General features: G+C 51.7%; 23 protein-coding genes. 16 read left to right on the top strand and 7 right to left on the bottom strand.

Annotated elements, in window-relative coordinates; genetic code table 11:
• The first annotated feature begins 3 nt into the window (after window positions 1–3).
• Window positions 4–2,079, top strand: a complete 2,076-nt coding sequence (locus MR847_RS01980) for an RNA degradosome polyphosphate kinase (RefSeq protein WP_287722810.1) — start codon at window positions 4–6, stop codon at window positions 2,077–2,079.
• Window positions 2,069–3,013, top strand: a complete 945-nt coding sequence (locus MR847_RS01975; RefSeq protein WP_173547553.1) for a Ppx/GppA phosphatase family protein — start codon at window positions 2,069–2,071, stop codon at window positions 3,011–3,013. Before MR847_RS01980 ends, MR847_RS01975 begins: the two co-directional genes overlap by 11 nt.
• Here MR847_RS01975 and MR847_RS01970 read toward each other — a convergent pair.
• The 7 genes from MR847_RS01970 to MR847_RS01940 form a co-directional block, all read right to left on the bottom strand.
• Window positions 2,994–3,746: a tetratricopeptide repeat protein gene (locus tag MR847_RS01970; protein WP_287722809.1), complete on the bottom strand. Its 753-nt coding sequence runs from the start codon at window positions 3,744–3,746 to the stop codon at window positions 2,994–2,996. The genes MR847_RS01975 and MR847_RS01970 overlap by 20 nt on opposite strands.
• A gap of 12 nt (window positions 3,747–3,758) precedes the next feature.
• Window positions 3,759–3,902: a hypothetical protein gene (locus MR847_RS01965; protein WP_157797876.1), complete on the bottom strand. Its 144-nt coding sequence runs from the start codon at window positions 3,900–3,902 to the stop codon at window positions 3,759–3,761.
• 45 nt (window positions 3,903–3,947) lie between these two features.
• Window positions 3,948–5,300, bottom strand: a complete 1,353-nt coding sequence (locus MR847_RS01960) for an ATP-dependent 6-phosphofructokinase (protein WP_100425057.1) — start codon at window positions 5,298–5,300, stop codon at window positions 3,948–3,950.
• A gap of 66 nt (window positions 5,301–5,366) precedes the next feature.
• Window positions 5,367–7,172, bottom strand: coding sequence for a sensor histidine kinase (locus tag MR847_RS01955; protein WP_100425056.1), 1,806 nt, complete (start codon window positions 7,170–7,172; stop codon window positions 5,367–5,369).
• Window positions 7,172–7,885, bottom strand: a complete 714-nt coding sequence (locus MR847_RS01950) for a response regulator transcription factor (RefSeq protein WP_100426761.1) — start codon at window positions 7,883–7,885, stop codon at window positions 7,172–7,174. The genes MR847_RS01955 and MR847_RS01950 overlap by 1 nt, the downstream gene beginning before the upstream one ends.
• Window positions 7,886–7,911: 26 nt before the next feature.
• A complete protein-coding gene (locus MR847_RS01945; RefSeq protein WP_100425055.1) occupies window positions 7,912–8,706 on the bottom strand; it encodes a hypothetical protein in 795 nt (264 codons plus the stop codon).
• A 173-nt stretch (window positions 8,707–8,879) separates the two neighbouring features.
• Window positions 8,880–10,181 (bottom strand): replication-associated recombination protein A, encoded by a 1,302-nt coding sequence (locus tag MR847_RS01940; protein ID WP_287722808.1) that lies wholly within the window; start codon window positions 10,179–10,181, stop codon window positions 8,880–8,882.
• Between the two features lie 44 nt (window positions 10,182–10,225).
• Here MR847_RS01940 and MR847_RS01935 point away from each other — a divergent pair, with 44 nt between their 5' ends.
• From MR847_RS01935 to MR847_RS01870, 14 genes are all read left to right on the top strand, one after another.
• Window positions 10,226–11,671, top strand: coding sequence for a glycosyl hydrolase family 28-related protein (locus MR847_RS01935; protein ID WP_287722807.1), 1,446 nt, complete (start codon window positions 10,226–10,228; stop codon window positions 11,669–11,671).
• Window positions 11,672–12,064: 393 nt separating this feature from the next.
• Window positions 12,065–12,706, top strand: coding sequence for an NADH-quinone oxidoreductase subunit B (locus tag MR847_RS01930; protein ID WP_100425052.1), 642 nt, complete (start codon window positions 12,065–12,067; stop codon window positions 12,704–12,706).
• Entirely contained in the window at window positions 12,706–13,359 is a 654-nt protein-coding gene (locus tag MR847_RS01925; protein ID WP_100426760.1) for an NADH-quinone oxidoreductase subunit C, read from the top strand. Before MR847_RS01930 ends, MR847_RS01925 begins: the two co-directional genes overlap by 1 nt.
• Window positions 13,356–14,549, top strand: coding sequence for an NADH-quinone oxidoreductase subunit D (locus MR847_RS01920; protein WP_106519897.1), 1,194 nt, complete (start codon window positions 13,356–13,358; stop codon window positions 14,547–14,549). The genes MR847_RS01925 and MR847_RS01920 overlap by 4 nt, the downstream gene beginning before the upstream one ends.
• Window positions 14,546–15,652 carry an NADH-quinone oxidoreductase subunit NuoE family protein gene (locus MR847_RS01915; protein ID WP_277003289.1) on the top strand — a complete coding sequence of 369 codons (1,107 nt, stop codon included), beginning with the start codon at window positions 14,546–14,548 and terminating at the stop codon, window positions 15,650–15,652. Before MR847_RS01920 ends, MR847_RS01915 begins: the two co-directional genes overlap by 4 nt.
• Window positions 15,653–15,654: 2 nt before the next feature.
• Window positions 15,655–16,965, top strand: a complete 1,311-nt coding sequence (nuoF, locus tag MR847_RS01910; RefSeq protein ID WP_100425049.1) for an NADH-quinone oxidoreductase subunit NuoF — start codon at window positions 15,655–15,657, stop codon at window positions 16,963–16,965.
• Window positions 16,966–16,969: 4 nt separating this feature from the next.
• Window positions 16,970–18,577 (top strand): NADH-quinone oxidoreductase subunit G, encoded by a 1,608-nt coding sequence (locus MR847_RS01905; RefSeq protein WP_100425048.1) that lies wholly within the window; start codon window positions 16,970–16,972, stop codon window positions 18,575–18,577.
• Window positions 18,574–19,935 carry a complex I subunit 1/NuoH family protein gene (locus tag MR847_RS01900; protein ID WP_287722806.1) on the top strand — a complete coding sequence of 454 codons (1,362 nt, stop codon included), beginning with the start codon at window positions 18,574–18,576 and terminating at the stop codon, window positions 19,933–19,935. Before MR847_RS01905 ends, MR847_RS01900 begins: the two co-directional genes overlap by 4 nt.
• Window positions 19,935–20,504 (top strand): NuoI/complex I 23 kDa subunit family protein, encoded by a 570-nt coding sequence (locus MR847_RS01895; protein ID WP_241899457.1) that lies wholly within the window; start codon window positions 19,935–19,937, stop codon window positions 20,502–20,504. The genes MR847_RS01900 and MR847_RS01895 overlap by 1 nt, the downstream gene beginning before the upstream one ends.
• Window positions 20,498–21,043, top strand: coding sequence for an NADH-quinone oxidoreductase subunit J family protein (locus tag MR847_RS01890; RefSeq protein WP_100425047.1), 546 nt, complete (start codon window positions 20,498–20,500; stop codon window positions 21,041–21,043). Before MR847_RS01895 ends, MR847_RS01890 begins: the two co-directional genes overlap by 7 nt.
• Complete coding sequence (gene nuoK / locus MR847_RS01885; protein WP_100425046.1) at window positions 21,043–21,351, top strand: NADH-quinone oxidoreductase subunit NuoK; 309 nt, start codon at window positions 21,043–21,045, stop codon at window positions 21,349–21,351. Before MR847_RS01890 ends, nuoK begins: the two co-directional genes overlap by 1 nt.
• Window positions 21,352–21,357: 6 nt before the next feature.
• The gene (gene nuoL / locus MR847_RS01880) at window positions 21,358–23,316 is read left to right on the top strand and encodes an NADH-quinone oxidoreductase subunit L (protein ID WP_287722805.1); all 1,959 of its coding nucleotides are present in this window, start codon (window positions 21,358–21,360) and stop codon (window positions 23,314–23,316) included.
• Window positions 23,316–24,962: a complex I subunit 4 family protein gene (locus MR847_RS01875; RefSeq protein WP_287722804.1), complete on the top strand. Its 1,647-nt coding sequence runs from the start codon at window positions 23,316–23,318 to the stop codon at window positions 24,960–24,962. The genes nuoL and MR847_RS01875 overlap by 1 nt, the downstream gene beginning before the upstream one ends.
• A complete protein-coding gene (locus MR847_RS01870; protein WP_287722803.1) occupies window positions 24,952–26,352 on the top strand; it encodes an NADH-quinone oxidoreductase subunit N in 1,401 nt (466 codons plus the stop codon). The genes MR847_RS01875 and MR847_RS01870 overlap by 11 nt, the downstream gene beginning before the upstream one ends.
• Window positions 26,353–26,406 lie beyond the last annotated feature (54 nt).

The raw sequence follows: 26,406 nt of genomic DNA, 5'->3' as shown, positions 1-26,406 counted from the left end.
GACATGAAATTGACAGAAGAAAACTACATCGAAAGAGACGTATCGTGGATGCTGTTCAACAGGCGCATCCTCGCCGAGGCGGAACGAACAGAAATCCCGCTGATGGAACGTCTGCACTTTTTGGGAATCTACAGCAACAACTTGGATGAATTTTACCGCGTCCGCGTCGCTACTCTAAGTCGCATCTCGGACTATGTCGGAAAAAATTCAAAAGAACTGCGACAGCGCAGCAAACAGACCCTGCATACGATCGCCGAACTCAACGCGAAATATTCACAGGTTTTCAAGAAAACGGTTTCGGATGTTTTCGAAGGACTCCGCCAAAAGCACATTCATTTGCTTTCTGAAAAAGAGCTGAACGCGTCCCAGAAAGAAGCGGTAAAAAAATATTGCCTTTCGAATCTCGTCGGTAATATTTCCCCGATATGGCTTTCTTCGATCAAAGGCGTTACCAGCCTTTCGGACGATTCCATTCATTTCGTCATCCGCTTGATGAAAGGGGATGGGCAAAAGAAGGGTTCCCATAAAAGTTACGCCATCGTTGAAATCCCGGTGAAAAAGTTTGGACGTTTTGTGCAGCTCCCCGATGAAAAGTTTCGCTCGGTGGTGCATCATTATGTGATGTATTTAGATGACGTCATCCGTTGTGCGCTGCCATATTTGTTTCCAGGCTCGGATTTTGATCAAGTGGAAGCTTGGTCTTTTAAAGTGACAAAAGATGCGGAAATGGAACTCGACAGCAACATTCAAGGCGTCACCTTGCAAAAGATTGCTCGCGGAGTAAAAAATCGCAAGAACGGTCAGCCTGTCCGCTTCATTTATGACGAACAGATGCCCCGTGAACTGCTGAAAAAATTGCTGGTGCAGTTGAAGCTTTCCTCAGTGGACGCCACACTTCCTTCGGGTCGCCATCAAAATCACAAGGACTTGATGAAGTTCCCGCGTTTTGATTCTCCCAATGGAGAAACGTTTGAATATCCTCGTTGGCCTTCGATGCGCCCGGAATGGACCATGCAGCCGGTTCTCATAGACGTGATCCGTGAAAGAGATCGCTTTTTGCACGTGCCGTATCAATCCTTTGACGGCTACATCAATCTTTTACGGGAAGCCGCCATTCATCCGGAAGTGAAAGAAATCAAAACGACCCTCTACAGGATCGCCAAGGATTCGAAGGTTGTCGGAGCGTTGATCGCCGCGGCTCGCAACGGTAAAAAGGTGACCGTCGTTATAGAACTGCTTGCGCGCTTTGATGAAGAATCGAATATCGATTGGTGCAAAAAGATGGCGGATGCGGGCATCCATGTGATCATGGGAGTGGAAGGCTTAAAGATCCATTCCAAGGTCACGCTCATTATCGCAAAAAAAGGAAACGTCGCTTGTATCTCCACGGGAAATTTCCATGAAGGGAACGCTTGTGCTTATACGGACTTTTTGCAGTTCACGGCACGATTGCCGATCGTCAAGGATATCGAACGCTTGTTTGAATTTATCGAAAAGCCTTATATGTCGGTCAAGTTTAAGGAACTGATGGTTTCTCCCAACGATTTGCGCCGAGAGTTGAATCAGTTGATCCAGAAAGAAATTCGCAATCACCAGTTGGGGTACCCGGCGTATATCCTTTGCAAGCTCAATCATGTGACCGATGAAAAGATGGTGAAAAAGATTTACGAAGCGGCCGCCGCCGGTGTTAAAGTGGATCTTTTGGTACGAGGCAACTGCTCGCTTGTTCCTTCGCTACCGGAACTCGGCGGAAATCTGCGCGTGAATGCGATTATCGACCGCTACTTAGAACATTCACGCATCTTGATTTTTGCGAATGGTGTGGATTTGGGACATCTAGATGTCGGCGAAGAAGACGGCAGCTACCATCAATACAAAGTCTTTATCGGCTCTGCCGACTGGATGCCTCGAAATTTGGATCACCGCATTGAAGTTTATTCTCCGGTCTATGATCCAACCATTAAACGGGAAGCCCGCTTGATCGTGGAACAAGGCATGCGCAATCATTACCGCACCTTCCGATCGCAAGAAGAACTTTATAAACACTACAAGGCTCTGGAAAACAAGAATGAAAAATAAAGCCCCGAAAAATCCAGTCCGCTTAGCCGCAATCGACATCGGCTCCAATGCGGCTCGCTTGTTGATTAAAACGGCTACCTTTCAAAGGGACGGTTCGTTAAGTCTTCAAAAGGAGCAGTTTATCCGGTTTCCGCTTCGCCTTGGAATCGATGTTTTTCAAAATGGAAAAATTAGCGAAGAACGGGAAGAACTTTTTTTGCGAATGATTAAAGCTTTTAAACAGCTCATGATTATTTACGGAGTCTCCAAATACCGCGCCTGTGCGACTTCTGCCCTGCGCGACGCCAAGAATGGGCGTAAAGTGTTGCGTCACATATGTCGTCGCACAGGGATTGACATTGAACTGATTTCCGGGGACGAAGAAGCCCGAATTATCTACGACAATCATACCGAAAAGTTCCTTTCGTCTTCCGAAAAGAATGGCAAGTCGGAGTGCACCTTTTTATGCGTTGATGTCGGCGGCGGTTCTACAGAGATCAGCGTTATCGCTCAAAATAAATTCATGGGCAGTCGCAGTTTTAATGTGGGCACCCTTCGACTGTTGAGCGGCCTTGTCGACTTGGATTCCGTCGATGACATGAGCGATGAAATCCGTCAGATGGTCGGTACCAAGGGACGTGTGGCGATAATCGGGTCGGGCGGAAACATCAACAAGCTTTACCGTTTGGTTCCGAAAAAAGTGCGTCGCACCAATCGTCTTACCGTGGCGCAGTTGGATGGGCTTTACCGCCAACTTTCGTCCATCGATTACGCGGAACGCATGGAAAAGTTTAATCTGCGCCCGAATCGTGCCGACGTGATTGTTCCTGCTGCACAGATCTTTCTTTCGATTGCACGGGCGACGCGTGCTTCGGAGATCATCGTTCCGACGATTGGACTTGCGGACGGCATTATTCAGGAGCTGAGCTCGGAACTCACTTCATCGCCTTCTTGATCTTTTCCTTTAAGTCTTTGAGCTTCCAACGGGAACGCTTGTCTTCGACCGTGTAAGTGTTGCGGATACCGCGGTTCAAACCGTCTTCGACGAGCTTCAGGGCTTCTTTGTAACGATTTTGGTCCAGGCGAAGTTCCGCTAAAAAGAGAATCGTATTCAAGTCGGCGGGATCTTGCTTGTGCGCCCGCGTCAAATATTTGTCGGCAAGGTCCTTGTCGGGCCAGTTCAAAATAATGGGAATGTAGGGAAGCAGCTGATGGGCACGGCCTAGGAACTGCCAGTTCTCGGCTTCGGTAGAAAGGTCCCGAATCTTTTTAGCGATGCCTTCCTTGACCGCTTGCAAAGCACCGTATTCCTGAGACCACAGCGAAAGATTCTGGGCGTAAAGCGAAGAAATTGTATGGTTCTTCGGGTACTTCGCGTGCATCTTTTCGCCGAAGTCTTTGGAAATGGCAAAAAGTTGAAGACGCGCATCGTGATTCTGGTAATCAATGACGTAACAGCCTTTAAAGTAGTAGGCATACAAAAGACGCTCCGCAGCCTTTTCTTCGGCAGTAGAGTCTTGGAGCGCGCGTTTGTACGCATGGATCATCTTTTCGACAATCAAGGAATCCGCATGGTCATTCTTGGAATTCCGGGCACGGTTCTTAAACCAGTACTCTCCCTCGTCCAGGTCTTTGTTGGCAAAGCTTAAACTCCCCAACAAAAAAAGAAAAATAAAAATGCGGAACATCACTCTATCAAATTAGATTTTCCAAGTTTGAAGGAGCTTGTTCACTGTCGCAATTCTTTCTTTTTCTTCGTCTGTTCCATGGAATGCCTTGAAAAGAAGGTTTCGATATTCCATCAATGCGGTGCGAATAATAACTTTTTCTTCTTTTTTCAGCATAACTATCCTTAACCTAGAAAAAAATTCCAGGATTTACTTTTGTAATTATTGCTTTTTGCGTTTCGCATATTTGCCAGAGAAGTAATCCATCTGGCGAGTAGAACCGAGCACGGCGTGCCACAGCGGGCTATCCGGCTTGATTTTGCGACGTTCGCTAACAGCAAAGTCGATAGGAACATGGGTAAACTTGCCGTTCATGCTGCCGACGACCATGTTCGTTTTGCCGGCCATGGCAGCGTGAACCGCATTTTCGGCGAGCTGGTAACAGAAGATCGCATCCGTACCCTTTGCCGGGATGCTGCGCACGGTATAGCTCGGATCGAAATACTTGATGTTGATTTCCATTCCGATCGTCTTAAAGTGCTCGTTGATCTTTTCGACAAGATAGTCGCCGATATCATACTTGAGAATGTTGCCCGATGCGTCCTTGCGTTCCGGGAGACCTTTGAACAAGTGCTGTCCAGCGCCTTCGGCAACGACCATCACCGCGTGCGTCTTGCCGATTGCATAACGGTTTTCAAGAGCGCTAAAGAGACCGCCTTCGCCTTCGAGTTCAAACGGAACTTCCGGAATCAGGCAGAAGTTTGCCACGGTCGTTGCAAGAGCGGCGTCCGCAGCGATAAAGCCCGAGTCGCGGCCCATGAGCTTCACAAGGCCAAGACCGTTGTATGCACCGTTTGCTTCGCAGTGGGCGCTCGTAATCACGTCGCAAGCGGCAAGCACTGCCGTTTCGAAACCGAAGGTTCTGTCGACGAGGTTCAAATCGTTGTCGATTGTCTTCGGAATACCGATGACAGAAATCGGCTGGTGGCGGCGCTTGACTTCGTGTGCAATGTCGCGGGCGCCGCGCAGGGTTCCGTCGCCGCCGATGCAGAACAAGATGTTGATGTTCAAACGCATCAGCGTATCGACCATCGTTTCTGCGGACTGCTGACCGCGAGAGCTTCCAAGGATCGTGCCACCGTCTTCCTGAATGTTATCCACGTAATCCGGGTCAAGAATCTTCGGCGCATAGCCGTAATCCGGATTCAGTCCGCGGTAGCCATACGGAATACCGAAAATATTGCGTACACCATAGTCAAACCACAGCACACGGACAAGGCTTTTAATGACGTTGTTTAAGCCCGGGCAAAGACCGCCGCAGGTGACGATGGCCGCACGCGTCCAGGAGGGATCGTGGTAAATCATTTCACGCGGGCCTGCCGCTTCGAGAGCGGGAATCGGCTTGCCCATCTTGGCGAATTTTTCGATGGTGGCGACATCAGTCGTGAGACTGATCTGCTTTGTGTCGTTGACGAACTTCAAACCCTTCATGGGAGAATTCAAAGTGCACTTGCCTACGGTTTCAATCGAAAGATCGTATTTGTCCGGATTTTCAAGAATGTCTTCTCTAGTCATATGGGCCTCACCTTGAGTTTACACTAAAGAATTTAGAAAACGAAGACCTAGATGGGTAAGTACATTTTAGATATTTAACAGTGGCAAATGCAACTTTGTGCGAAGCCCCGGATTCGCATTTTCGATTTCGATCTTCATATTTGTCATATCGCAGAGCTTTTTGACCATGGAAAGGCCAATGCCTGTGCCTGCGGTCGTGCGGGTCATTTCATTGCCTACACGGTAAAATTCTTCGAAGACGTGGCTGATTTCCTTTTGCGGAATGCCCGGACCGTAGTCGCGTACCACAAAATACACATCATGTTCCGAAACGCGCAGCTCCAGGGCAATCATCTTATATGTCGAATTTCTCGCGAATTTGAGCGAATTGTCCACGACATTTGTAAGAATCTGCATCACCGCATCCTTGTCGAGAGTCAGCTGCAGATTGCAAATGTCGCTTGTGACAGTCAAGTCAAAACCGTGCTTTTCAATGTTCTGCGTGTACGTGGCAACGAAAGTATCTAGAATCGTCTTCGGATTTTCCTTGCTGAATTGCACGTTCCAGTTGCCGCGTTCGAGCTTGGAAAGGTTTAACACGTTCTGGATTAAACGGGAAAGACGTTCGGTTTCGTTGACGATCAGCGCATAATACTTTTGACGCTTCGTCTCGTTCGCCACCCAGGAATTCTGGAGCAGTTCCGCATACATGCGAATGGCGGTCAAAGGCGTTTTCAGTTCATGGCTTACCGCCGAAACAAAGTCCTGACGTTTGTTCGCCAAAAGGATCTGGCTTTTCGTCGAACGGTAAACCGCAAAGAATCCGCCGGCGAGAGCGACGAACATGATAATCGCGATCAGCACAAGGATCATGTGGCTCGAGCTGCTTTCTTCTTCCGTCAAATAAACGGTCAAGATCATGTCGTTCAAGGGGAACTGCAACGGAATGTTCAAAAGCTCGCCTTTTGAATTCACGATGCTTCCAAATGTAACGTAGTCGTTTTCCTTTGTACCGAAGGCGAGCGTAATGCCCTGTTCCACCGGGTTGAACTGCAATTCGTTTAAGACAAGGTTTTCAAGGTAGTTGCGCAGTCGCACTGCGTAACCTTGAATGAACTGTTCGTTGTTACGCCAAACGTTGCGGTAGTAAACGATGTAATTGCTGTCGAATTTCGCCTGGAACGGATCGATTTCCACTTCGAGCAGGTTCGGAACTTCGATCGAATCGTACACGTTTTCGTCTTCTTTGCCGTTTTCCGAAATGCGAAGGATACGGGCGGATTCCACGTCAAAGAGGAAAGTTTCCGTTTTGGAACTCTGTTCGTAGCGGCGCTGGAACTTTTTGTTGTCGTTCAGCTTGACGGCGAGTTTCAAGTTTTTGCCGTAGAGCCTGTCCAGACTGTCTTGGGTACTAGCCTGAACTTGGTTGCGGCTTAAACCTTCGTTGTGAATATCGAGCTGCTTCAGAACGTTCTGAATGCTGTCGCGGATGACTTCACGCTTGGAACGGTCTTCCACCGGGATCTTTTCGAGGATGCCATCGGGGAGTACCGGAGTGTGCATGCCGCCGTCCGGGTCCAACTGAAAATAGCCGATCATTCCACCGTAATGGCTGCGGATCGGAAGCTCGGCGAGTTTGGAAATCGTGACTTCTTCACCCCCGATGATAGGCACAGCGCGGATAAATCGGTATTCCGAATAGGAGCGCTGCTCTTCGACGGCAAGGTCGTCGTAGATGCGCTGGTTCAGCATCTGCAGAATGAAATACGCCTGTTCTTTATAGGCGTACTGCGACTCCGTTTGAAAATGTTTGTAGGAATTGACTAAAAGGATCGCGACGGGAATCGCGATCACTAAGAAAAGAAACGTAAAAATCAGCTTGAGCCGATTCATCAGTCCGGTGTTTCTCTGAGCTGGTATCCTTCACCGCGGAACGTGACGAGCAGGCAAGGATGAGACGGGTCGTCTTCGATCTTCTTGCGGAGCTTGGTAATGTGGATGTCCACCGTACGGGTATCGACGGTTTCCGCGTTTTCGTAACCCCAGACCTTATTCAAAAGTTCTGCACGCGGAACGGCGCGGTCACGATTGTTCCACAGATATTCGAGAATTTCAATTTCCTTACGGGTAAAGGAAAGCTTTTCGGTGCCACGGAAGCCGCTGTATTCGCGGAAGTTCACGCGCAGATTGCCTGCAGCGAGTTTGCCGTCGCCTTCCATCGACTGACGGGAACGGCGAAGAACCGCTTCGATACGGGCGAGGAGCATCGGAACGGCAAAAGGCTTTGGAACGTAATCGTCTGCGCCGTACTTCAAACCGTCAATAATATCCTTGTCGGTATTCTTGGCCGAAAGGATAATGATAGGGACGTCCTTGTCTTTTTCACGGATCTTGTCGCAAACGGTAAAACCGTCCATGCCCGGGAGCATCAAGTCGAGAAGGATCAATCCGTATTTGCCGCTGAGACCTTCGGTAAGGCCCGAAATGCCATCTGCGACATGCTTAACGTGATAACCCTGGAATTCCAGAAGATCGACGAGACCTTCTGCGATTGCAATTTCGTCTTCGATGACGAGAATTGTAATGTTCGTGTTTTTCTTATCCATGCGAAAAACTCCCAAATCAGATCGAATTAAAGAGCAAAGCCGACACCGGCTTCCAAAACGAACGAGGATGCATCTATTTCGTCATCGTAGTCGATGCCGAAGTAATACTTGCCGTTTACATAGGCTGCAATCGGGATAATCGGCAACTTGGCGCGAAGACCCACAATGATATGACCGCCGAGATTTGTGTTCAGACCGTCATCTTGCAATTTATCGGAAAGCTTGTTTGCGAGTTCTTTCGCCTGTTTTTCGCTCATCGTGCCGGAAACGAGAGCTTCTTTGAGTTCCCCTTCGAGAACTTCCATATAGCTGTTGATGAATTTTGCGCTCATCACCGGAGTGCTCAAGTAGTAGGTAAGACCACCGCCGATATACGGACGGATAATCGGAAGGGAAGTAATCGGATAGGTAATAGAAACATCTCCGTTCATGGCGACGAACTTCGGAGTCGTTTTGCCGAACGGAACACCGTCGAATTCAAGTTCGATGTCGCGTTCGATCGCCTTGCCATCGAGACCGGTGACGGTCAAAGTCGAAGAGTAAGAGCCCCACTGAAGGTTGTAAGTCGCTTCGATGTCGATAATCGGAAGGATGTCGATCCAAAGCTTAAGACCGAAGCCCTGCATACCGCTGAAGGAACCGTGGCGGTATTCCACCTTGCCGAGTTGAAGATCGCCAGAGCTTAAACCTGCGATTTCTTCGTTAGAAGTCTTGTCGAGACTAGTTCCAAAGTTCGGGGCGTATTGAAAACCAATGCCGAGGATAGCAAAAGACGGCGAAATGCACAAAGCAGCCGCTGCGGCAAGCAATTTGAAATTCATGAAAGGACTCCTTCAGTTTTCTCCCAAACTATATTAAAAAGCTATAAAACGGATATGTTTTTATCCGAATTTGCCCTAAACGCTTCAAAATCAATGAAATGGGACGCATCAAGCGTTCAAAAAGGAACGTTTTCTGTAAAAAGTAAATGTTGTAAGCAGAAAGTAAGTTCTGGTTACTTGTCAGAAACTTTCGAAGCCTTGATCGCTTTCAGATCCGCGAGGCGTTCGGCGAGCTTCTTTTCCCTGCCGTATTCGGTCGGGCTGTAGATTTCCGTGCCGACGAGTTCCTTCGGCAAATGTTCCTGGGCGGAATAGGCGCCTGGACTGTCGTGATCGTACATGTAGCCGTTTCCGTAGCCGAGCTGTTCGCCGACTTTTGTCACGGAATTGCGGAATGCGCGGGGAACAGGTAGCGTACCTGTCTTTTTAATCACCGCGTCCGCTTTCATGCCGGCGAGTTCCACGCTGTTGCTCTTGGGGGCGAGAGCGAGGTAAATCGCCACTTCGTCAAGGCCTATCAAGCCTTCCGGGACGCCCATAAAGTCAAAGGCCTGTCGCGCGGCGGTCGCAAGGAGCAGGGCGTTTGGATCAGCAAGCCCGATGTCTTCCATCGCCATGCGCATCAAACGGCGAATGATAAAACGCGGGTCTTCGCCGCCTTGAATCATGCGGTGCAACCAGTAAACGGCGGCATCGGGATCGCTTCCGCGGACCGACTTGTGCAATGCAGAAATCAGGTTGTAATGTTCTTCGTTCGACTTGTCGTAACGGAGAGGCTTCTTGTACTGGATCGCATCCAAAAGCTTAGCGTCGATGACTTTTTTACCGTTCAGGTTCTTCGCAATCCATTCGACCTGGTTCAGCAAAAAGCGTGCGTCGCCGTCTGCCTGCGAAACGAGCTTCAAAAGCGTTTCGTCCGAAATTTCCACATCCGAAAGCTGCATTCCGCGGGGGTGTTCCTTAAGGGCGAGCTTTGCCAAATGCGACAGATCTTCTGTTGAAAGGGGTCCAAAGAGAATCAGCTGGCATCGGGAAAGGAGAGCGGAATTCACTTCGAATCCCGGGTTTTCGGTCGTCGCGCCGATCAGCGTCACCGTACCGTCTTCCACCGCTTTCAGCAAAGCGTCCTGCTGACTCTTGTTGAAACGGTGAATTTCATCGATAAAAAGAATCGTACCTTTGCCGAGGTTCTGGTAGGTCTTCGCTTCTGCAAGAACCGCCTTCACATCTTTCACACCGGATTCCACGGCGGAAAGGGCGACGAAGCGCTTTTGAGTGTTCAGATGGATGACGTTTGCGAGGCTCGTCTTTCCGCAGCCCGGAGGTCCCCAAAAGATCATGCTTGGAACCGTGTCCGCTTCAATGCTCTGGCGGAGCATGCTACTTTCGCCCAAAATCTTATTTTGTCCCAGGAATTCATCCAGGGATGTTGGACGTAAACGTTCAGCGAGCGGTCTTGTGTTTGCATCGTTCATCGCCGTTTAATATACATTTATTTCGAATCGTCTTTCGGAAGCTTATGCGCGCCTTTTTGACCTTTACCCTGTTTTGGATTTGGACTTCGAGTGCTTTCGCTCAAGTATTTTTGAACGTGCAGGATTTTGGCGGATTCCCGAATGACGGAGCTTCGGATGATGCCGCTTTGCAAAGTGCGTTTGAAGAAGCGGCGAAGCAGAATGCGCAGGGGGTCTTTTTGCCGGCGGGCCGTTGGCAATTTGAAAAGCCGATCTATGTGCCGCGCGGTTTGACTCTCAAGGGGACATATACGCGTCCGCATATCGCGGAACGTGCGGATTTGGAAGGTGCCGGCACGACAATCGAATGTTACGTAGGGCGTGCCGCAGATATCGACAAGGAACCTTGGAAGTATGAATCCTGCGTGACCCTTTTAGGTTCGGCGACTCTCGACGGGGTGAACCTCGTTTACCCGGAGCAGGCGGACGTTTGGAATCCGGTGCCGTATTCCTGGACTGTTTTTTGCAACAACGATTACGATGAAAACCACCAGGTGCGGGAGATTTCCCGTTGCGCGGTCGTGAATACGACTCTGGTGAATTCTTATGCGGGCATCTTTATGCGCTGGAGTGCGAACGACCATTTTATCAGCGGCGTGAACATGTCTGTATTTAAAAAGGGAATGGTTCTCGACGGCATTACGTCACTCGGGGTGATTCAGAATGTGAATATTCACAATCAGTACAGCTGGCCGTTCTACGGGATAAAGGCTTCGGATCATGCGAAGGCGGAACTCCTTGCTAAACAGAACCTCGAAAATATGACGGGCATTGAATTTCACAGGGCCGATTGGGGCTGGTTGAATCAGGTGTTTATTATCTATGCGAACAAAGGCTTTGTCTTTGAAAAATCCATGACCGCAGCGGATTCTTCGCAGTGGGAGTTCGGCACTCGGGCGCTGCCCTCGTTCGATATTTCGAACAGCGGCTGTGACCTTTGCAATGTAGCTGTCGAAGCGAATTTTGTGAACACGGGCGTCGGGGTTAATTTTTCAAACAGCAACTTGCTCGGACGCGTGATTCTTGGCGACAGCTGTTACGGATCGCTTCGCTTTACAAATGCTTTCTTTAGTTTTGGCGTGACCGGTGCGGACGTAGAAAAGGACCAGTTCACGGTGGGGAAGCATGCAACGCTCCAAATTGTAAATTCCGAAGTGCTGAACTTTCCGGAAGGAATTTCGAAAGAAGCTCCGTGGCGCGGAAAAGTCTTTAACGTCCGTGGTGTTTTGCAGCTCAGCAACACCGTCTTTGCTGTTCCCGACACGGGCCGTTACGACGCCCGTACTTTTGAACATTTGATCGTTCAAGGCTCGGGTCTTGCGACTGTGCAAAACGTGATTTTCCGCGGACCGGAATTCCGCTTTTCGACCAAAGAAAAAGGACGCGTGAGGGCGTCCATGATCGGACATCGGGAAATCTCAGAGGAAATGCCCTACAATCCTCCGAGGTAAAAAACAGACCCCAGACGAAACCGGGTCTATTTTTCTGGATGCCTCAACTTGATTTAGCCGAAGCCTCATTTACGAGGATGGAAGTTAGGTGTTGCTAAAAAATGAAGTTCGAGATTTCTAATAAACATGTCAAGGGAATGAATCCAAAAAACGCGGGTTTTGTTTGAACGTGCGTTTAATTCCGACTAAAACACTTTGCTTTTAAAACGGACGAAAAACGGGTCGTCTGAGTTCGATTAATTCCGACTAATTTGCTTGATTTAATCCGAAAGGGCGTTTTTTGAGGTCAAAATGGGTCCTTAAACTTTCATTTTTGTGCTTTTGAAGGGAAATCTGTACTCCCCCCAAATTCAATTTCTATCTTTCAAACCGACATTTACGAGGTATCGTTCTATGGCAGTTGAAGCCCAAGAAGCCAATTTCTTCACAACGAAACTTGACTTCATAGTCAACTGGGGACGTAAAAATTCCCTGTGGCCGTTTCCTTACGGAACGGCGTGTTGCGCTATTGAATTCATGAGTACAGAAACAAGCCCCTACGACCTTTCGCGTATCGGCTCTGAATACGTCCGCTTTACGCCGCGTCAGTCCGACGTCTTGGCCGTTCAGGGGACGATTACTTACAAACAGGCTCCGATTCTGAAGCGTATTTACGAACAGCTCGCTGAACCGAAGTGGGTGATTGCGATGGGTGCCTGTGCAACGTCCGGCGGTGTATACGACTGCTACTGCACAGTCCCGGGTATCGATAACATTATTCCGGTCGATGTTTATATCGGCGGCTGCCCGAGCCGTCCGGAAGCCTTCTTCGATGCGATGTTCGAAATCCAGAAGAAGGTTTCGGATGAATCCTACATGGCAAAGCGTAAGGAACGCCTGAAGGAACAGTGGGAACTGCTTCAGGCGAAGACCGCTCAGGCGAAGCAGGAGCTTTCGGAATACTCCCGTGCAAAGGTATTGGAGCTCAAGGAAAAGGCGGAATGCTTAAAGAATACCGCTATCCGCAAAGCGGAATTTTGGAAGGAGAATCCGTAATGGCCACATCTCTAGACAATGTGAAAGAGCCGATCGTCGCGACTCCGGAAGCTCGTCAGGCTTTCGAAGAAGCTGCGCTCAAGGCTCTCGAAAAGTTCGGAGCCGTTCGGTCTGAAAAGAATCCGTGGGGACTGACGGTAGTGGTGGACCGTTGCAATTTGCATGCGACGGTTCTTGCTATTCGTGACGAACTCGGACTTGACATGCTGATGGATGTCGTCGGCATCGACTATCTCGGTTTTAAGGATTATGTCGGACCTCGCTTTGCGGTCGAATACGTTTTCAAGAGCGTTTACGAACCAGCCAAGCGCATGATGGTCAAGGTTCTTGTCGAAGAAGCCGACCTGAAGGTCCCGACGATTTCGGATCTTTACGCCATTGCCAACTGGCAGGAACGTGAAGTTTACGACCAGTACGGCGTGATCTTTGAAGGTCATCCGGACCTGCGCCGTATTTTGAACCACGTAGAATTCGTGGGCCATCCGCTCCGCAAGGACTACCCGGCTCACCGTCGTCAATGGCTCTCGACGAACGACTACCTGTATCCGACTTTGGAAAAACGTTTGGAGTCCAAGGGCTACCGTATTCTCGAACGCCCGGAAGAAATCAATCCGTCTGAAGAAGAATATCTGCAAGGGAGTATTAAAAAATGAAAGTGCTGACTCCTGAAGGCGAAGAAAAGAATTTGATGGTGTTGAACATCGGTCCGTCGCATGGTGCGACGCACGGATGCTTGCGTTACATTACGGCTTTGGACGGTGAAAACATCGCTGCTTCTGTCGGTGAAATCGGTTACTTGCACCGCGGCTTTGAAAAGATGGCGGAACGCGGAACTTGGCAACAGGTTTTGCCGCTTACCGACCGCTTGGACTACTGCTCCGCGATGATGAACAACTTCGCGTACTGCCGTGCTGTGGAAAAGATGCTCGGCATCGAAATCCCGGAACGTGCAAAGGTTATCCGCGTGATTGTGAACGAACTTTCCCGTATCGCGGATCACTTTATTTGTGACGCTGCTGCGGCCCAGGACTTGGGCTCGACGACGGGCTTCTTTTACTTGTTCGATTCCCGTGAACAGACGATGCGCATTTGGGAAAAATTGACCGGCGCCCGTCTGACGAACAGCTACGGCCGTATCGGCGGACTTTATCGCGATACTTACGAAGGCTTTGAAGAAGATGTTCTCGCGGTTTGCAAGACGGTCGAGAAGAACCTGCACGATGTGCACGCTTGCTTTGACCGCAACCGTATCTTCCTCGATCGTACGGTGAACGTCGGCTGCATGACGCCGGAAAAGGCGATCGGCTACGGCTGGACGGGACCATGCCTCCGTGCAACGGGCGTCGCTAGTGACGTTCGCAAGGACGAACCGTATTGGGATTATGAAACCTATGATTGGAACGTGGTGACCGGTACCCGTGGTGACGTCTATGACCGCCTTATGGTCCGTCTCGCCGAAGCGGAAGAATCTTTGAAGATCATTCGCCAGGCTCTGAAGCGTCTTGCTCCGGGTCCTGTGAGCGTCGAAGATCCACGCGTGCGCGTTCCGTCTCATGAACGTGTTTATCAAGACATGGAAGCTTTGGCTGGCCGCTTCAAGAGTGTCTTCGAAGGCATTCGCGTTCCGGCGGGTGAATATTACTGCGGAACGGAAACGGCTAACGGCGAACTCGGCTTCACCCTCGTTTCGGATGGCTCGGGTCATCCTTGGCGTGTGAAGGTGCGTCCGCCTTGCTTTACGCAGTTCGCTGCGTTCCATGAACTCGTGGAAGGCGGCATGATTGCAGACTCGATTGCTTGCCTTTCGAGCATCAACATTATCGCGGGAGAATTGGACAGATGAGTCATATTACCGGTGCAATTCAGGACGTTGCGAATAACATTCTTTCTTATTCCAAAGGTCCGTCCCCAGTTGAAGTTCTTCCGGGCGCAGTGGACCAGTGCGGTCATGCGAACAAGATTCAAAAGCAGCCGACTTGGGGCGAAATCGCTCCGCTGCTCGAAACGGCTGACGTCAAGATCCGCATCGCGGATTTGCTCTCCCGTTATCCGGTCGCGCAGGGCGCTCTTCTCGAAGTGCTCTGGGTTGCCCAGGATGCAATCGGCTGGCTTCCGCACGAAGCGATCCGTTGGGCTGCCGACGTTTGCAAATGCTCTGCGGCACACGCTTACGGCGTTGCAACGTTCTATACGATGTACAAGCACGCTCCGACGGGAAGATTCCTGTTGCAGTTCTGCCACAACATCAGCTGCCACTTGCGTGGCGCCGAAAGCATGCTTCAGTATGCACGCCGCGTGCTCGACTTGAAGCCGGGTGAAACGACCAAGGACGGTCTTTTTACGATCGTTGAAGTCGAATGCCTTGCCGCTTGCGGTAACGCTCCGGCGATGATTGTGAACGACGACTTTGCAACGAACGTCGAAAACGGCGAATTGACTTTGAAACCGGGTGAATGCCTCACTCCGGAACGTCTCGACAAGATTCTGCAGTGGTGCAGAGATCGTGCTGCCAAGTATCCAAAGGAACCTCCGCGTGAAGTTCTCGGCGGCATGGTAAAGGGCCACGGCGGGCACCCGGGTGCTCCGGGCGCAACGGCAAAGCCGCAGGTTTCCGATTACGCCCCGCCTTCTCCGGTGCTCGGCGTAAATGCTCTCGTCGACGACAATGGCGCTACCCTCACTTGGAAGGGCGCTCCTGAATTTACGGAAATCACCGTAGAAAAGAATACGAACGGAACCTGGACCGAAGTGGGTAAGCCGGGTGTCAAAGACAAACAGTTCGTGGATCCCGAAGGTAAGATCGGGGATGAATACCGCATGATTGCGGTCAGCGGAACTCGCACTGCCAAGCCGTCCCAGGTTTGCAAGGCGAAGGCTGCGCCTCCTCCCCCTCCTCCACCGGAAGCTCCTGCAGCAGCTCCTGCAACAGCAAAGAAGGCGGGTTAACGATGCAAGATTCGATGAAGGTTTGCACTGGAAACTTTGGAAAGCACGCTCAGAGCATCGACGCTTACAAGAAGCTCGGCGGCTATTCCACCATTTCCAAGTCTCTGTTCGAAATGTCTCAGTTCGAAGTGATTGATCGCGTTCAGCGCGCCGGTCTCCGCGGACGTGGCGGTGCGGGATTCCCGACCGGCATGAAGTGGAGCTTCGTTCCGCGTAACACGGGCAAGCCTGTGTATATCGTGGTGAACGCTGACGAAGGCGAAGGCGGTACGTACAAGGATCACTTCCTTCTGTTGGAAGATCCGCACCGCTTGATCGAAGGTTTGATTATTGCGGGCTGGGCTCTCGGCGCTCGTACGGCTTATATCTATGCACGTGGTGAATTCCTCCCGTGCATCGAAAGCGTGAACAAGGCTTTGAATGAAGCTTATGCTGCCGGTTATCTCGGTGAAAACATCATGGGTACGAAGTTCAGCTTCGATATCTTTGTGCACCGTGGCGCTGGCGCTTACATTTGCGGTGAAGAAACCGCTCTGATCAACTCGCTCGAAGGTCAAAAGGGCCAGCCGCGTTTGAAGCCACCTTTCCCGGCGGTCGCTGGCGCCTGGGCTTCTCCGACCTGCGTGAACAACGTGGAAACGATCATGTCGCTTCCGTGGATTTTCTCCCATCCGGTGGAAGAATACACGAAGATGGGCACTCCGCGTGCTCACGGTACAAAGGTGTTCTGCGTTTCCGGTGACGTGAAACGTCCGGGCCTTTATGAAGCGCCTCTCGGTACGCCGCTCATGGAAATGCTCACGAGCGAAGAATACTGTCAGGGAATTATCGGTAACCTGAAGGGTGTGATTCCGGGTGGTTCATCCTGCCCGCCGCTCCTTCCCGAAGAATGCCAGAATGCAACTCTCGACTACGAATGTATGGCCTCTTTGAAGACCATGTTCGGTTCGGGTGCAATTATCGTGTTCAACGATACGCATAACGCGGTCGACATTCTGGATGTCCTCGGTCATTTCTATTCACATGAATCCTGTGGTCAGTGCACGCCGTGCCGTGAAGGTACAGGCTTTGCCAAGCGCGTTCTCGATGCGATCATGCGCGGCGAAGGTCATGATGGGGATATCGAACTGTTGCAGGGAATTTCCGCTGGTTTCGGCGGAACGACTATCTGTCCGCTTTCGATTTCTCTCGGTGGCCCGCTGAATGTTTACACGAGAAAGTATCGTGCTGACTTTGAGGAATATATCGCGAAGAACCCGAATCATGCGGAACCCCGCTTGAGACCGACCGTTCGTCTGGGAGCATACTGGTAATCTTATGAGCAATCATTACAACATGCCTCATCTTCCGACTGCCAAGAGTCCTCGAGTTACAATCGAGGTCGATGGTCAGAATGTGGAAGTGCCGGGCGATACTAACCTGCTCGAAGCTTTGAAAGCTGTCGGCATTGAAACCCCGCACGTTTGCTATCATCCGTATTTGCCGGTCTCTGGTAACTGTCGCCAGTGCCTCGTCGAAACGGAAGGTCCGCGCGGAAAGGCTCTGATCATTTCCTGTTTCACCCCGGTGAAGGAAGGAATGAAAATTTCGACACCGCGTTCTAGCGAACGCGTGAAGAACGCTCGTGCAGCAGTCTCCGAATTCATGCTGCTGAACCATCCGCTCGATTGTCCAATCTGCGACAAGGCGGGTGAATGCACGCTCCAGGAAAACTACGTGGAAGCGGGCAAGGATACGAGCCGCCTTTACCCAGAAGTCGGTAAAAACTACCACGGCAATCCGGATCATCAGTTCTACGACACCAAGGGTCAGCTCCGCGGCGGTAAGCGTGTGGACATCGGCCCGCGTATCTTCCTCGATGAAGAACGCTGCGTGCAGTGTGACCGTTGCGTCCGCTTCATGCGCGATGTCGCCGGCGATGAACAGTTGCAGCTAGCACTCCGTGCCGACAAGACTTACATCACCACATTCCCGGGTCGCAAACTCGATCACGAATATGACCTTTGCGTCTCGGACGTTTGCCCGACCGGCGCAATGACTGCGAAGTATTTCCGCTTCCAGCAGCGCGTTTGGATGCTTTCCCGCACGGCGACCATCTCCATGGATGATTCCCTCGGCGCAAACATCTGGCTCGATCACAACAACGGATATATCTGGCGCGTGATGCCGCGCTGCAATCCGGAAGTGAACCGCACCTGGATTTCGAATACGAGCCGTCTCGCTTTCCAGCAGTTTACCAAGGACCGTTTGCCGGTCGGTAACCTGGACGCCTTGAAGAAGGCTCTCGAAGGCGAAGGCAAGATCGCATTCGTCCTCGGTGGAAGTGCAACGAACGAAGACGCTCTGGCCCTCAAGACGCTTGTGAACAAGCTCGGGGCTCGCGCCGAAGTCTTTGTCGGAACCTTCGCTCCGGTAGGAACTCCGGACGGACTTTCGAAGAGCGGGGACCCGGTGGCAAACCGCGCAGGCTTCGCCCTGTTTGGCTTTACCCAGACGGCAGAAGACCTCGCCAAGCGCGCTTCCGAATTTAAGACGCTCGTTTCGCTTTCCGCAGACCTGTGGGGTAGCGACGCTTCGAAGGCAAAGTCTCTTGAAGTCATTCCGAACCGCGTTTCGATTTCTGCAAAGAACGATGAAACGGCAAAGAAGTCTTCGACGGTTTACGGCGTCAACCACTGGTCCGAAGTAAGCGGATCCATGGTGAACGTGAATTCGATCCTTCAAAAGCTGAATGCGGCTCCGACTTCTCCGGATGCGGAACTTGCTCCGCTGTTCTCAGTTCTCTTCGCCCTTGCCGGTGAAGATGTAACGAGTGCGGCTATCGCCTTCAAAAAGGCGGGCGAGTTCGCTCCGAAGCTTGCGAAGTTCTCTTTGGATGCCATTCATAGCACGGGCGAATTGCTCGATGGAGATGCTGCCGTATGATGGAATTGATTGAATCCAAAACTTGGATTGAATGGCTTCTGACGATTGCGAAGCTCGCGCTCGCTTTCATCCCAGTGCTCTTCATTCTTCTCTTGATTCCGATGGAACGCCGTGGTGCAGGTTTCATTCAGGACCGTCAAGGCCCGAACCTCTCCTACATCAAGATTCCGTTCTTCGGAAAGATCCGCGCCTTTGGTTGGATCCAAAACTGCTGCGACGGCTTGAAGCTTTTCTTCAAGGAAATTTATGAACCGAAGAGTGTTCATAAGGTTCTCTTCTCGCTCGCTCCGGCTATCCCGTTTGGGCTCACGCTGCTTACACCGTGTGTTCTTCCGTACTTCGCTTCCTTGAACTTTACGTTCGGCGATACGGTGGTGCACATTCCGGCTGCGAACGTGGATACGGACATCGGCATTCTGCTTATGTTCGGTCTTTCTTCGCTCTCGGTTTTTGGTACGGTGCTTTCGGGTTGGGCTTCCAAGTCGAAGTTCCCGCTTCTGGGCGCTCTCCGTGCAACGGCTACGAGCATCAGTTATGAAGTTTGCCTTGGCCTTTCGATGATGGGCATGGTCCTGCTTGCAGGCACGTTCAATGTCGAAGGAATTGTGAACTGGCAGGAAACACACGTCTGGGGCATTTTCGTCCAGCCGGTGGCGTTCTTCTGCTTCCTTTTGGCTGCGATTGCCGAAACAGGACGTCCTCCGTTCGACGTTTCGGAAGGCGACCCGGAACTTGTCGCTGGTTATCATACGGAATATGGCGCAATGCAGTTCGGTATGTTCTACATGGGAGAATATGGCCATGTGGGAATCAACAGTATTCTCATGGCAACGCTCTTCCTTGGCGGCTATTCGATTCCGTTCATGACGACTGCCGATGTGCAGGCGAACTTTGGCACTGTCCTTGCCGTTCTTTTCGGCATCTGCGCCTTCCTCGCCCTCGCATTCCTTCACATGGTTTACCGCTGGCTCCGCGAATTCAACAAGGGTAAAGCTTCGAACAAGGATGAAATCAACAAGGAATATCTCCTTTACAAGATCATCGCTTGGATCGCTGTCCCTGTGTTCATCGCCCTGGCTGTTCTTTCCGGACTTTTTGTCCATCCGGAATCGACGATCGTGAATGGCCTTCCGGTTTATGGCATCGGTACCGCTCTCGGTACTGCCGCTGTGCAGTTCCTCGTTTTGATGATTAAAACGGTGTTCTTCTGCTGGATCTGGATTTGGGTCCGCTGGACGCTCCCGCGTTTCCGCTACGACCAGATTATGCATCTCGGCTGGAAGATCCTTTTGAACATTGCCCTGTTGAACTTGGTGGTGACTGCCGTTATCGCTAAACTCGTCATGGGAGGCAACTAATGGTTCGCGTTGTTAAACACAAAGAAATGAACTTGATCGAACGCCTCTACATTTTCGAAGCGTTCCGCGGTCTCTACACGACAATCAAGCACTTTTTACGCGGTTTCTTCCGCTACGAAACGCTCCCGACGACTGGTTATCCGGAAGTTAAGCCTTACATTCCGCGTGACTACCGTGCCAAGCATCGAATAATGGTGCGCCCGGATGGTTCGCCGCGTTGCGTTGCATGCTTTATGTGCGCATCGGCTTGCCCGGCTCACTGCATCTTTATCGAAGCGGCGCAGTCCACGGACGGACGTATCGAAAAGAAGGCTTCTCGCTTTGAAATCGACCATTCCGTCTGCATCTTCTGCGGTCTTTGCGTGGAAGCTTGCCCGGTTGACGCTCTTCGCATGGATACCTGCGAAACGAGCTTTGTCCATCCGAAGCGCAAAGACTTTATCGTCAATCTCACGGATTTGACAAGCTGGAATCCGAAGGATTATCCGGATGACCCGCAGAGCCAGGTAGCTCCGGGCGGAACACAAAATAAGCAGGCTCTCGAAGTCTGGGGAGAAGTCAAATGCTAGCTCTCATTTACTTCATTATCTTGGCGGTGATCGCGGTGGGATGCTCCCTTTGCATCTTCTTCACGAAGCATCCGCTCTATGCTTCGATTGCGATGGTCACGACGATGCTTTCCCTGGCCGGCATTTACGGCCTTTTGGGAAGCCCGTTCGTCGGAGCTGTCCAGATCATGGTTTATGCAGGCGCTGTCATGACGCTCCTCATGTTCATCATTCTTGTGCTGAATGGCTCGCGTGACAATACGACAAAACGGTTCGACAAGGTTTCGATTTTTGTGCTGTTCTCCGTTTTGGCGGTGGCTGCCCTCACTTCGATCGTGCTTTGCCATGCTTCGTTCGACTTTAACCCGGCTACGGTGCGTGGCGGTGTTGATGTCACGGCGAAGGCGCTTTTCAACGTAAGCGCTGACGGCAACGGCTATTATCTGATTGTCCTTGCGATCGGCCTTGTGCTGCTTTCTGCAATGGCGACGGCTGTCATTCTCGCCCGTAAGCGTATCGCTTCGGATTCGGAGAATGCGAAGCTTGAGGAGGTTCACTAATGCACGCGATGTACGTTCAAATTTTGGCGTTGATCCTCATGTCCCTCGGTATCGCCACGGCTCTCTGCCGGCGTAACGTGTTCTTCGTTCTGATGGGCGTGGAACTTGCGCTGAACGCGGTGAACCTGAGCCTTGTCGGATTCTCGAAGACGTTTGCCGATACGGTGAGCGTTACCGGTCAGATTATCCCGCTCTTTACGATTGCGGTCGCAGCGGCAGAAGCTTGCGTCGGCCTTGCGATCATCATCTTGATTTTTAGAAATCAGGATAGCGCGGATGTTGATAACTATTCCAATATGAGGGGGTAACAGAAAATGATTCCTCTTTGGTTAATTCCTCTTTTCCCTCTCGTTGGCGTGGTGGTGCTTACGCTTATCGCTCTCGCGTCTTCTGAAAGTGAAAAGGGTCCTGATGAAGGTCTTGTGGGCACGATCTCCGTGATCTTCCCGCTCCTTGCCTTTGTTTCGACAGCGTTCATCGGCTGGAATATGCCGGCAGAAGGCATTCACGAAACTCTCTGCAACTGGATCGACACACCGTTGTTCCAGGCACACTTCGGATTCCTCTTTGATGGGCTTTCCCGTACAATGCTTCTCTTCATCACGGGCATTGCGACGCTCATCACGATGTACTCGACGGGTTACATGCACAAGGATCGCGGCTTTGCCAAGTTCTTTGCTTACATCAACCTGTTCGTGTTCAGCATGATCGTGCTCGTTCTTTCGGACTCCTTGGTTCTCACGTTCCTCGGTTGGGAAGGTGTGGGCCTTTGCTCTTACCTCCTCATCGGTTTCTGGAACAAGGATTTGAAGAACTGCAAGGCTGCTAACAAGGCATTCCTCGTGAACCGTGTCGGTGACGTCGGCTTCCTTCTCGGTATGGCCGCTCTCGTGACGGTCGGCGGTTCGAGCCTTTTGAATTACACGGATCTTCTCGCTTGGATCGTGAATCCGGCTTCGGCAGAAATGATTACGACGAGCCTTCCGCTCCTCACGGTTGCTGGGCTTCTCTTCTTCTGGGCTTGCACGGCAAAGAGCGCTCAAATTCCGCTCCTCACCTGGCTCCCGGATGCAATGGCGGGTCCTACTCCGGTTTCTGCGTTGATCCATGCTGCAACGATGGTGACGGCTGGTGTTTATCTCGTGGCCCGTCTCTCTCAGTTCTTTGTGATTCTTCCGGGCGTGCTTCCGGTGATTGCACTTGTCGGTATGCTGACCGCTTTCTGGGCAGCTGTCGCAGGTCTTCTCCAGAACGACATCAAGAAGGTTCTCGCCTACTCGACGATTTCCCAGCTCGGCTATATGTTCATGGCGGCTGGCGTTTCGGCCTTCGACGTTTCGATTTTCCACGTGTTCACCCATGCATTCTTCAAGGCGACGCTCTTCCTCGGCGCAGGTGCTGTGATGCACGCTCTTGCCGGCGAACAGGATATGCGCAAGATGGGCGGTCTTTTGAAGAAGACTCCGATTACCGCGTTAACGATGCTCTTTGCATACCTCGCGATTATCGGTTTTCCGGGATTCTCCGGCTTCTTCTCAAAGGATTTGATTCTCGAACGCGTCTTTGAATTCTCCCCGGTTCTCGGCCCGGTCCTTTACGGCGTAGGCCTTTTGACCGCGGTGATTACGGCTGTGTACATGACCCGTCTGATGGTTCTCGTGTTCCTTGGCAAGTACCGTGGCGAACTGCGTGACGATCAGATCCATGAAGCTCCGTTCTCCATGACATTCCCGATGATCGTTCTTGCGATTGGTTCGGCATTCTCCGGCTACTTCTGGAACGTGTTCGTGAACGGCGCCAACTGGTTTGAACAGTGGCTTTCTCCGGCTGTCGGTTATGCTCAAAAGATGGCGCACTTCTTGGAAAAGGCCCCGGCGTTTATGCCGTCTGCACTTTTCTTTGCCGCTCTCGGTACGGCTGCGGCGATTGTCGGTGCAGCTGTTGGCTATAAAATCTTCATGAACAAGCGCATCCCGCAGCTCAAGAAAAATGCGGACACGGCTCCGGTCGGCGGCGCTCGCGATTGGACGTTCTTCTTCGACTATATCCACAATATTGTGATCAAGGTCTTTAACTTCCTTGCCCTGGTGACGGATATGGTCATCGACAAGTTCGTTCAGATTTTGCAATGGATGGTTTGCTCGCTCGTGTTCATCGTGGGTGACGGTCTGCGTTCCCTTCAGGTTCGCAATGTTCGCCTGCAGGTTGCGTTGAGCATCGCAGGTGTTGCGGTCATTGGCATTGTGGTCTATCTCTGCGGAGGGCTTTCCTAATGTTATACGCACTGGTTTTTGCTCCGTTCCTCGCCGCCCTTTTAATGGTTGCCGCTTCTGGTAAGGATGCCCGTTCGGCATCTCGCCTTGCGGTGATTCTTGCGGCGACGCTCTTCTGCGGAAGCTTGACGCTTCTCCTTGCAGGAGATTACAATACGACTCCTGCCGGATGGTTTACAATCCCTGGCGCGGGCATAACGGTAACGCTCTCCTTTGCGGTGAATGGATTCTCCGCTTGGATGGTGTTCCTCGCTAATATCATTACGCTGGCCGCTTTGATCAGCGCTCGAAAGACGACGGGCGGTAACTACCGCAACTTCGCCATTGGAATGTTCGCACTTCTCGGAGCCTTGAACGGTACGTTCCTCGCTTCGGACGCGGTGCTGTTCTTCTTCTTCTTCGAAGCGCTCGTTCTCCCGGCAGCAATCCTCATCGGTTCTTACGGAGGACCTGAACGTCGTGAAGCGGCAGCGAACTTTGCCCTTTACACGCTCATCGGTTCTGCTCCGATGGCTGTCGCTCTCTGGTATTTGATTTCCATTGCAGGATCTTCTTACGTGCTCCCGGTTGCACAAGCCGCACAGGCTCTTCCGGAATCCACGCAGACGATTCTCTTCTGGTGCTTTGCCGCTGCGTTCTGGGTAAAGACTCCGCTCTTCCCGTTGCACGGTTGGCAGGCAGAGACTTATGCAGAAGCTCCGGCAAGCCTGAGCGCTGTTTTGACGGGTGCCATGTCGAAGGCTGGCGTTTACGGCTTCTACTTCTGGGTGATTGCGATCTTCCGGGAAGTCGCTTTCAAGAACGGCATGCTTCTTCTCGGATTCGGCCTTTTGACGGCTGTGTACGGCGCCTTTATGGCGATGCGTGCCAAGGATATCAAAAAGCTCCTTGCATTTAGCTCCATGGGTCACTTGGGGCTTGCGGTTGCAGGTATCTTTACGCTTAACGTGGAAGTGTTCCCAGCGGTGCTCGTGATGCTTGTTGGACACGGACTTTCTGCTTCTGCCCTCTTCATTCTCTCGGGCTCTGCGGAACGTTTCGCAGGTCACCGCTGCCTCGACAAGATGGGCGGCTTTGCGAGCCGTTATCCGGTGTTCGGCTTCTTCTTTGGCGTGGCAAGCATTCTCGCGATTGCAATTCCGGGTACGGCTGGCTTTGTCGGAGAATTCCTTGTACTCCTCGGTCTTTGGGGTGTGAGCAAGGTCGCGGCGGTTGTCGCTGGTCTTTGCATCATCTTGACCGGTGTTTACATGTTGCGTTTGATTCAGAAGGTGCTCTTCGGCGAACCGGGTGAAATCTCGGAAGACCAAAAGAAGCTCCGCTTCCCGATTGCGGATGCGGTGGCGACGGCGCCGCTTTTGATTCTCTTGATCGTTTTCGGCGTGTTCCCGCTGCCGATCACAAGCTCGCTGGATTATACCCGCGTGACGGAAGATCAGCAGGCAGAAATTGAAGCTGCAATCGAAGCCGCTTCCCAGCCGGCCGCTGTAGCCGAAATGACTGAGCAGGTCTCGGCTGAACCGGTTTCTGCGGATACGGCCGCTGTCGAAGCGCAGGTTGTGACGGAAGCCGAAGAAAAGGCTGTAGCAGAAACGGCTACGGCTGAACAAGAAGTAAAACAAGTGGAGGCTGAAGATGTCCGCTAGTTTTGTGAATCTCCTTCCGATGGCAATCGTTGCGTTTGGCGCCATGGTTTGCATCGCTACGGAACCGTTCGTTGCAGATAAAAATAAGCAGAAGGTGCTCCCTTGGGTTGCAAGCGCGTTCCTTGTGTTTTCTGCAATTTCGTTTGTATTTGTGAAAGTGGATGCCGCTCCGCTTTTCGGATTCTTTGAAATGGGCGCGCTCCGCATGGTCCTTTCCCTTGCCGTGTTGCTTTGCGCATTCCTTGGAATCGGAGGGTTGCAGGTAACGCTTGCACGTGAAAAGTATCCGGCGGGTGAACCGTATGGCCTTGCGCTTCTCGCAACGGTCGGTGTGCTGATCATGGTGCAGTCGGTGGATTTCATTCCGCTTTTTGTCGGAATGGAACTGGCCGCTTACCCGATTTACGGCCTTGTCGGCTTGCGCCGCAAGGATCGCAATGCGAACGAAGCGACGTTCAAGTACTTTGTGACGGGCGCTGTCTTTAGCGTTGTCTTCCTTTACGGTATGTCTTTAATCTACGGTGCAACGGGAACGACTCATTTTGGCGGTAAGGTGCTCGCTGGTCGCGAACTCCTTTATTCTGCGGGTGTTCTGCTTTCGTCTTTTGCGCTCCTCTTCAAGGCGGGCGCCGCTCCGATTCATTTCTGGGTGGCAGATGTCTATTCGGGTGCGTCTGTTGCGGTCACGGGCTTCATGGCGGCTGTCGTGAAGGTCGGCGCTCTCGCGGCCCTCGGTGCTCTTTGGATGCGTTCCGGCGTGGAAAAGCTTGCCCCGGTAATGATTGTCGTGGCGATCCTTTCGATTGTGATCGGTTCGCTTTCGGGAATCGCCCAGAAGTCGATCCGTCGCATTATCGCATTCTCGGCGGTGATGAACGCGGGCTTTATGGTGCTCGGCCTTGTGAGCAAGGATTTGAGTGCCATGTACTACTTCCTGGTGACTTACGCTCTGGGTTCTGCTGGCGCGCTTGCTGCGATCTCTGCCTTTAGCGGTAAAAACGACGAAAAGGAAAATCTGGATGACATTCGCGGTCAGGGCCGTCGCCGTCCGCTCGAAGGCATCGCGGCTGTGGTTTGCCTCGCAAGCCTTGCTGGCCTTCCGCCGCTTTCTGGATTCCTCGCCAAGTTCGTCTTGTTCTCTGGCGTGGTGAGCTCGGGCTTTGTCGCACTTGCGGCATTCGGCTTTGTGTTCTCGATCGTTGCCATTTATTATTACTTGCGCGTGGCGATTTCGATCTTTGCTCCGGCAGAAAAGACGGATGACGCTAAGAATGAAAGCGCTTTGAGCTCTTCGACGTACTTCTTGCTCCGCTTGGGCGTGACGGTGACGTCGATTGCACTCGTGTGCCTTGCTTTGATGCCGATCCTTTTTCAGGTGAAGACATTCTAAGACACTGTCATTGCGAGGGGAAGGTTTTACAAGACTCTGCAACTTGTTGCAGTA

It is taken from the genome of Hallerella sp., from assembly GCF_022776125.1.
GTDB lineage: Bacteria > Fibrobacterota > Fibrobacteria > Fibrobacterales > Fibrobacteraceae > Hallerella > Hallerella succinigenes.
This window is presented reverse-complemented; position numbering and strand designations above follow the sequence as displayed.

Coding starts and splice junctions, on each gene's coding strand:
- nuoK (WP_100425046.1), top strand. CDS start 21,043: ATGCACGCGATGTACGTTCAAATTTTGGCGTTGATCCTCATGTCCCTC.
- MR847_RS01940 (WP_287722808.1), bottom strand. CDS start 10,181: ATGAACGATGCAAACACAAGACCGCTCGCTGAACGTTTACGTCCAACA.
- MR847_RS01915 (WP_277003289.1), top strand. CDS start 14,546: ATGAGTCATATTACCGGTGCAATTCAGGACGTTGCGAATAACATTCTT.
- MR847_RS01960 (WP_100425057.1), bottom strand. CDS start 5,300: ATGACTAGAGAAGACATTCTTGAAAATCCGGACAAATACGATCTTTCG.
- MR847_RS01890 (WP_100425047.1), top strand. CDS start 20,498: ATGCTAGCTCTCATTTACTTCATTATCTTGGCGGTGATCGCGGTGGGA.
- MR847_RS01930 (WP_100425052.1), top strand. CDS start 12,065: ATGGCAGTTGAAGCCCAAGAAGCCAATTTCTTCACAACGAAACTTGAC.
- MR847_RS01945 (WP_100425055.1), bottom strand. CDS start 8,706: ATGAATTTCAAATTGCTTGCCGCAGCGGCTGCTTTGTGCATTTCGCCG.
- MR847_RS01905 (WP_100425048.1), top strand. CDS start 16,970: ATGAGCAATCATTACAACATGCCTCATCTTCCGACTGCCAAGAGTCCT.
- MR847_RS01935 (WP_287722807.1), top strand. CDS start 10,226: ATGCGCGCCTTTTTGACCTTTACCCTGTTTTGGATTTGGACTTCGAGT.
- MR847_RS01925 (WP_100426760.1), top strand. CDS start 12,706: ATGGCCACATCTCTAGACAATGTGAAAGAGCCGATCGTCGCGACTCCG.
- MR847_RS01870 (WP_287722803.1), top strand. CDS start 24,952: ATGTCCGCTAGTTTTGTGAATCTCCTTCCGATGGCAATCGTTGCGTTT.
- nuoL (WP_287722805.1), top strand. CDS start 21,358: ATGATTCCTCTTTGGTTAATTCCTCTTTTCCCTCTCGTTGGCGTGGTG.
- MR847_RS01895 (WP_241899457.1), top strand. CDS start 19,935: ATGGTTCGCGTTGTTAAACACAAAGAAATGAACTTGATCGAACGCCTC.
- MR847_RS01955 (WP_100425056.1), bottom strand. CDS start 7,172: ATGAATCGGCTCAAGCTGATTTTTACGTTTCTTTTCTTAGTGATCGCG.
- MR847_RS01920 (WP_106519897.1), top strand. CDS start 13,356: ATGAAAGTGCTGACTCCTGAAGGCGAAGAAAAGAATTTGATGGTGTTG.
- nuoF (WP_100425049.1), top strand. CDS start 15,655: ATGCAAGATTCGATGAAGGTTTGCACTGGAAACTTTGGAAAGCACGCT.
- MR847_RS01975 (WP_173547553.1), top strand. CDS start 2,069: ATGAAAAATAAAGCCCCGAAAAATCCAGTCCGCTTAGCCGCAATCGAC.
- MR847_RS01970 (WP_287722809.1), bottom strand. CDS start 3,746: ATGTTCCGCATTTTTATTTTTCTTTTTTTGTTGGGGAGTTTAAGCTTT.
- MR847_RS01965 (WP_157797876.1), bottom strand. CDS start 3,902: ATGCTGAAAAAAGAAGAAAAAGTTATTATTCGCACCGCATTGATGGAA.
- MR847_RS01875 (WP_287722804.1), top strand. CDS start 23,316: ATGTTATACGCACTGGTTTTTGCTCCGTTCCTCGCCGCCCTTTTAATG.
- MR847_RS01900 (WP_287722806.1), top strand. CDS start 18,574: ATGATGGAATTGATTGAATCCAAAACTTGGATTGAATGGCTTCTGACG.
- MR847_RS01980 (WP_287722810.1), top strand. CDS start 4: ATGAAATTGACAGAAGAAAACTACATCGAAAGAGACGTATCGTGGATG.
- MR847_RS01950 (WP_100426761.1), bottom strand. CDS start 7,885: ATGGATAAGAAAAACACGAACATTACAATTCTCGTCATCGAAGACGAA.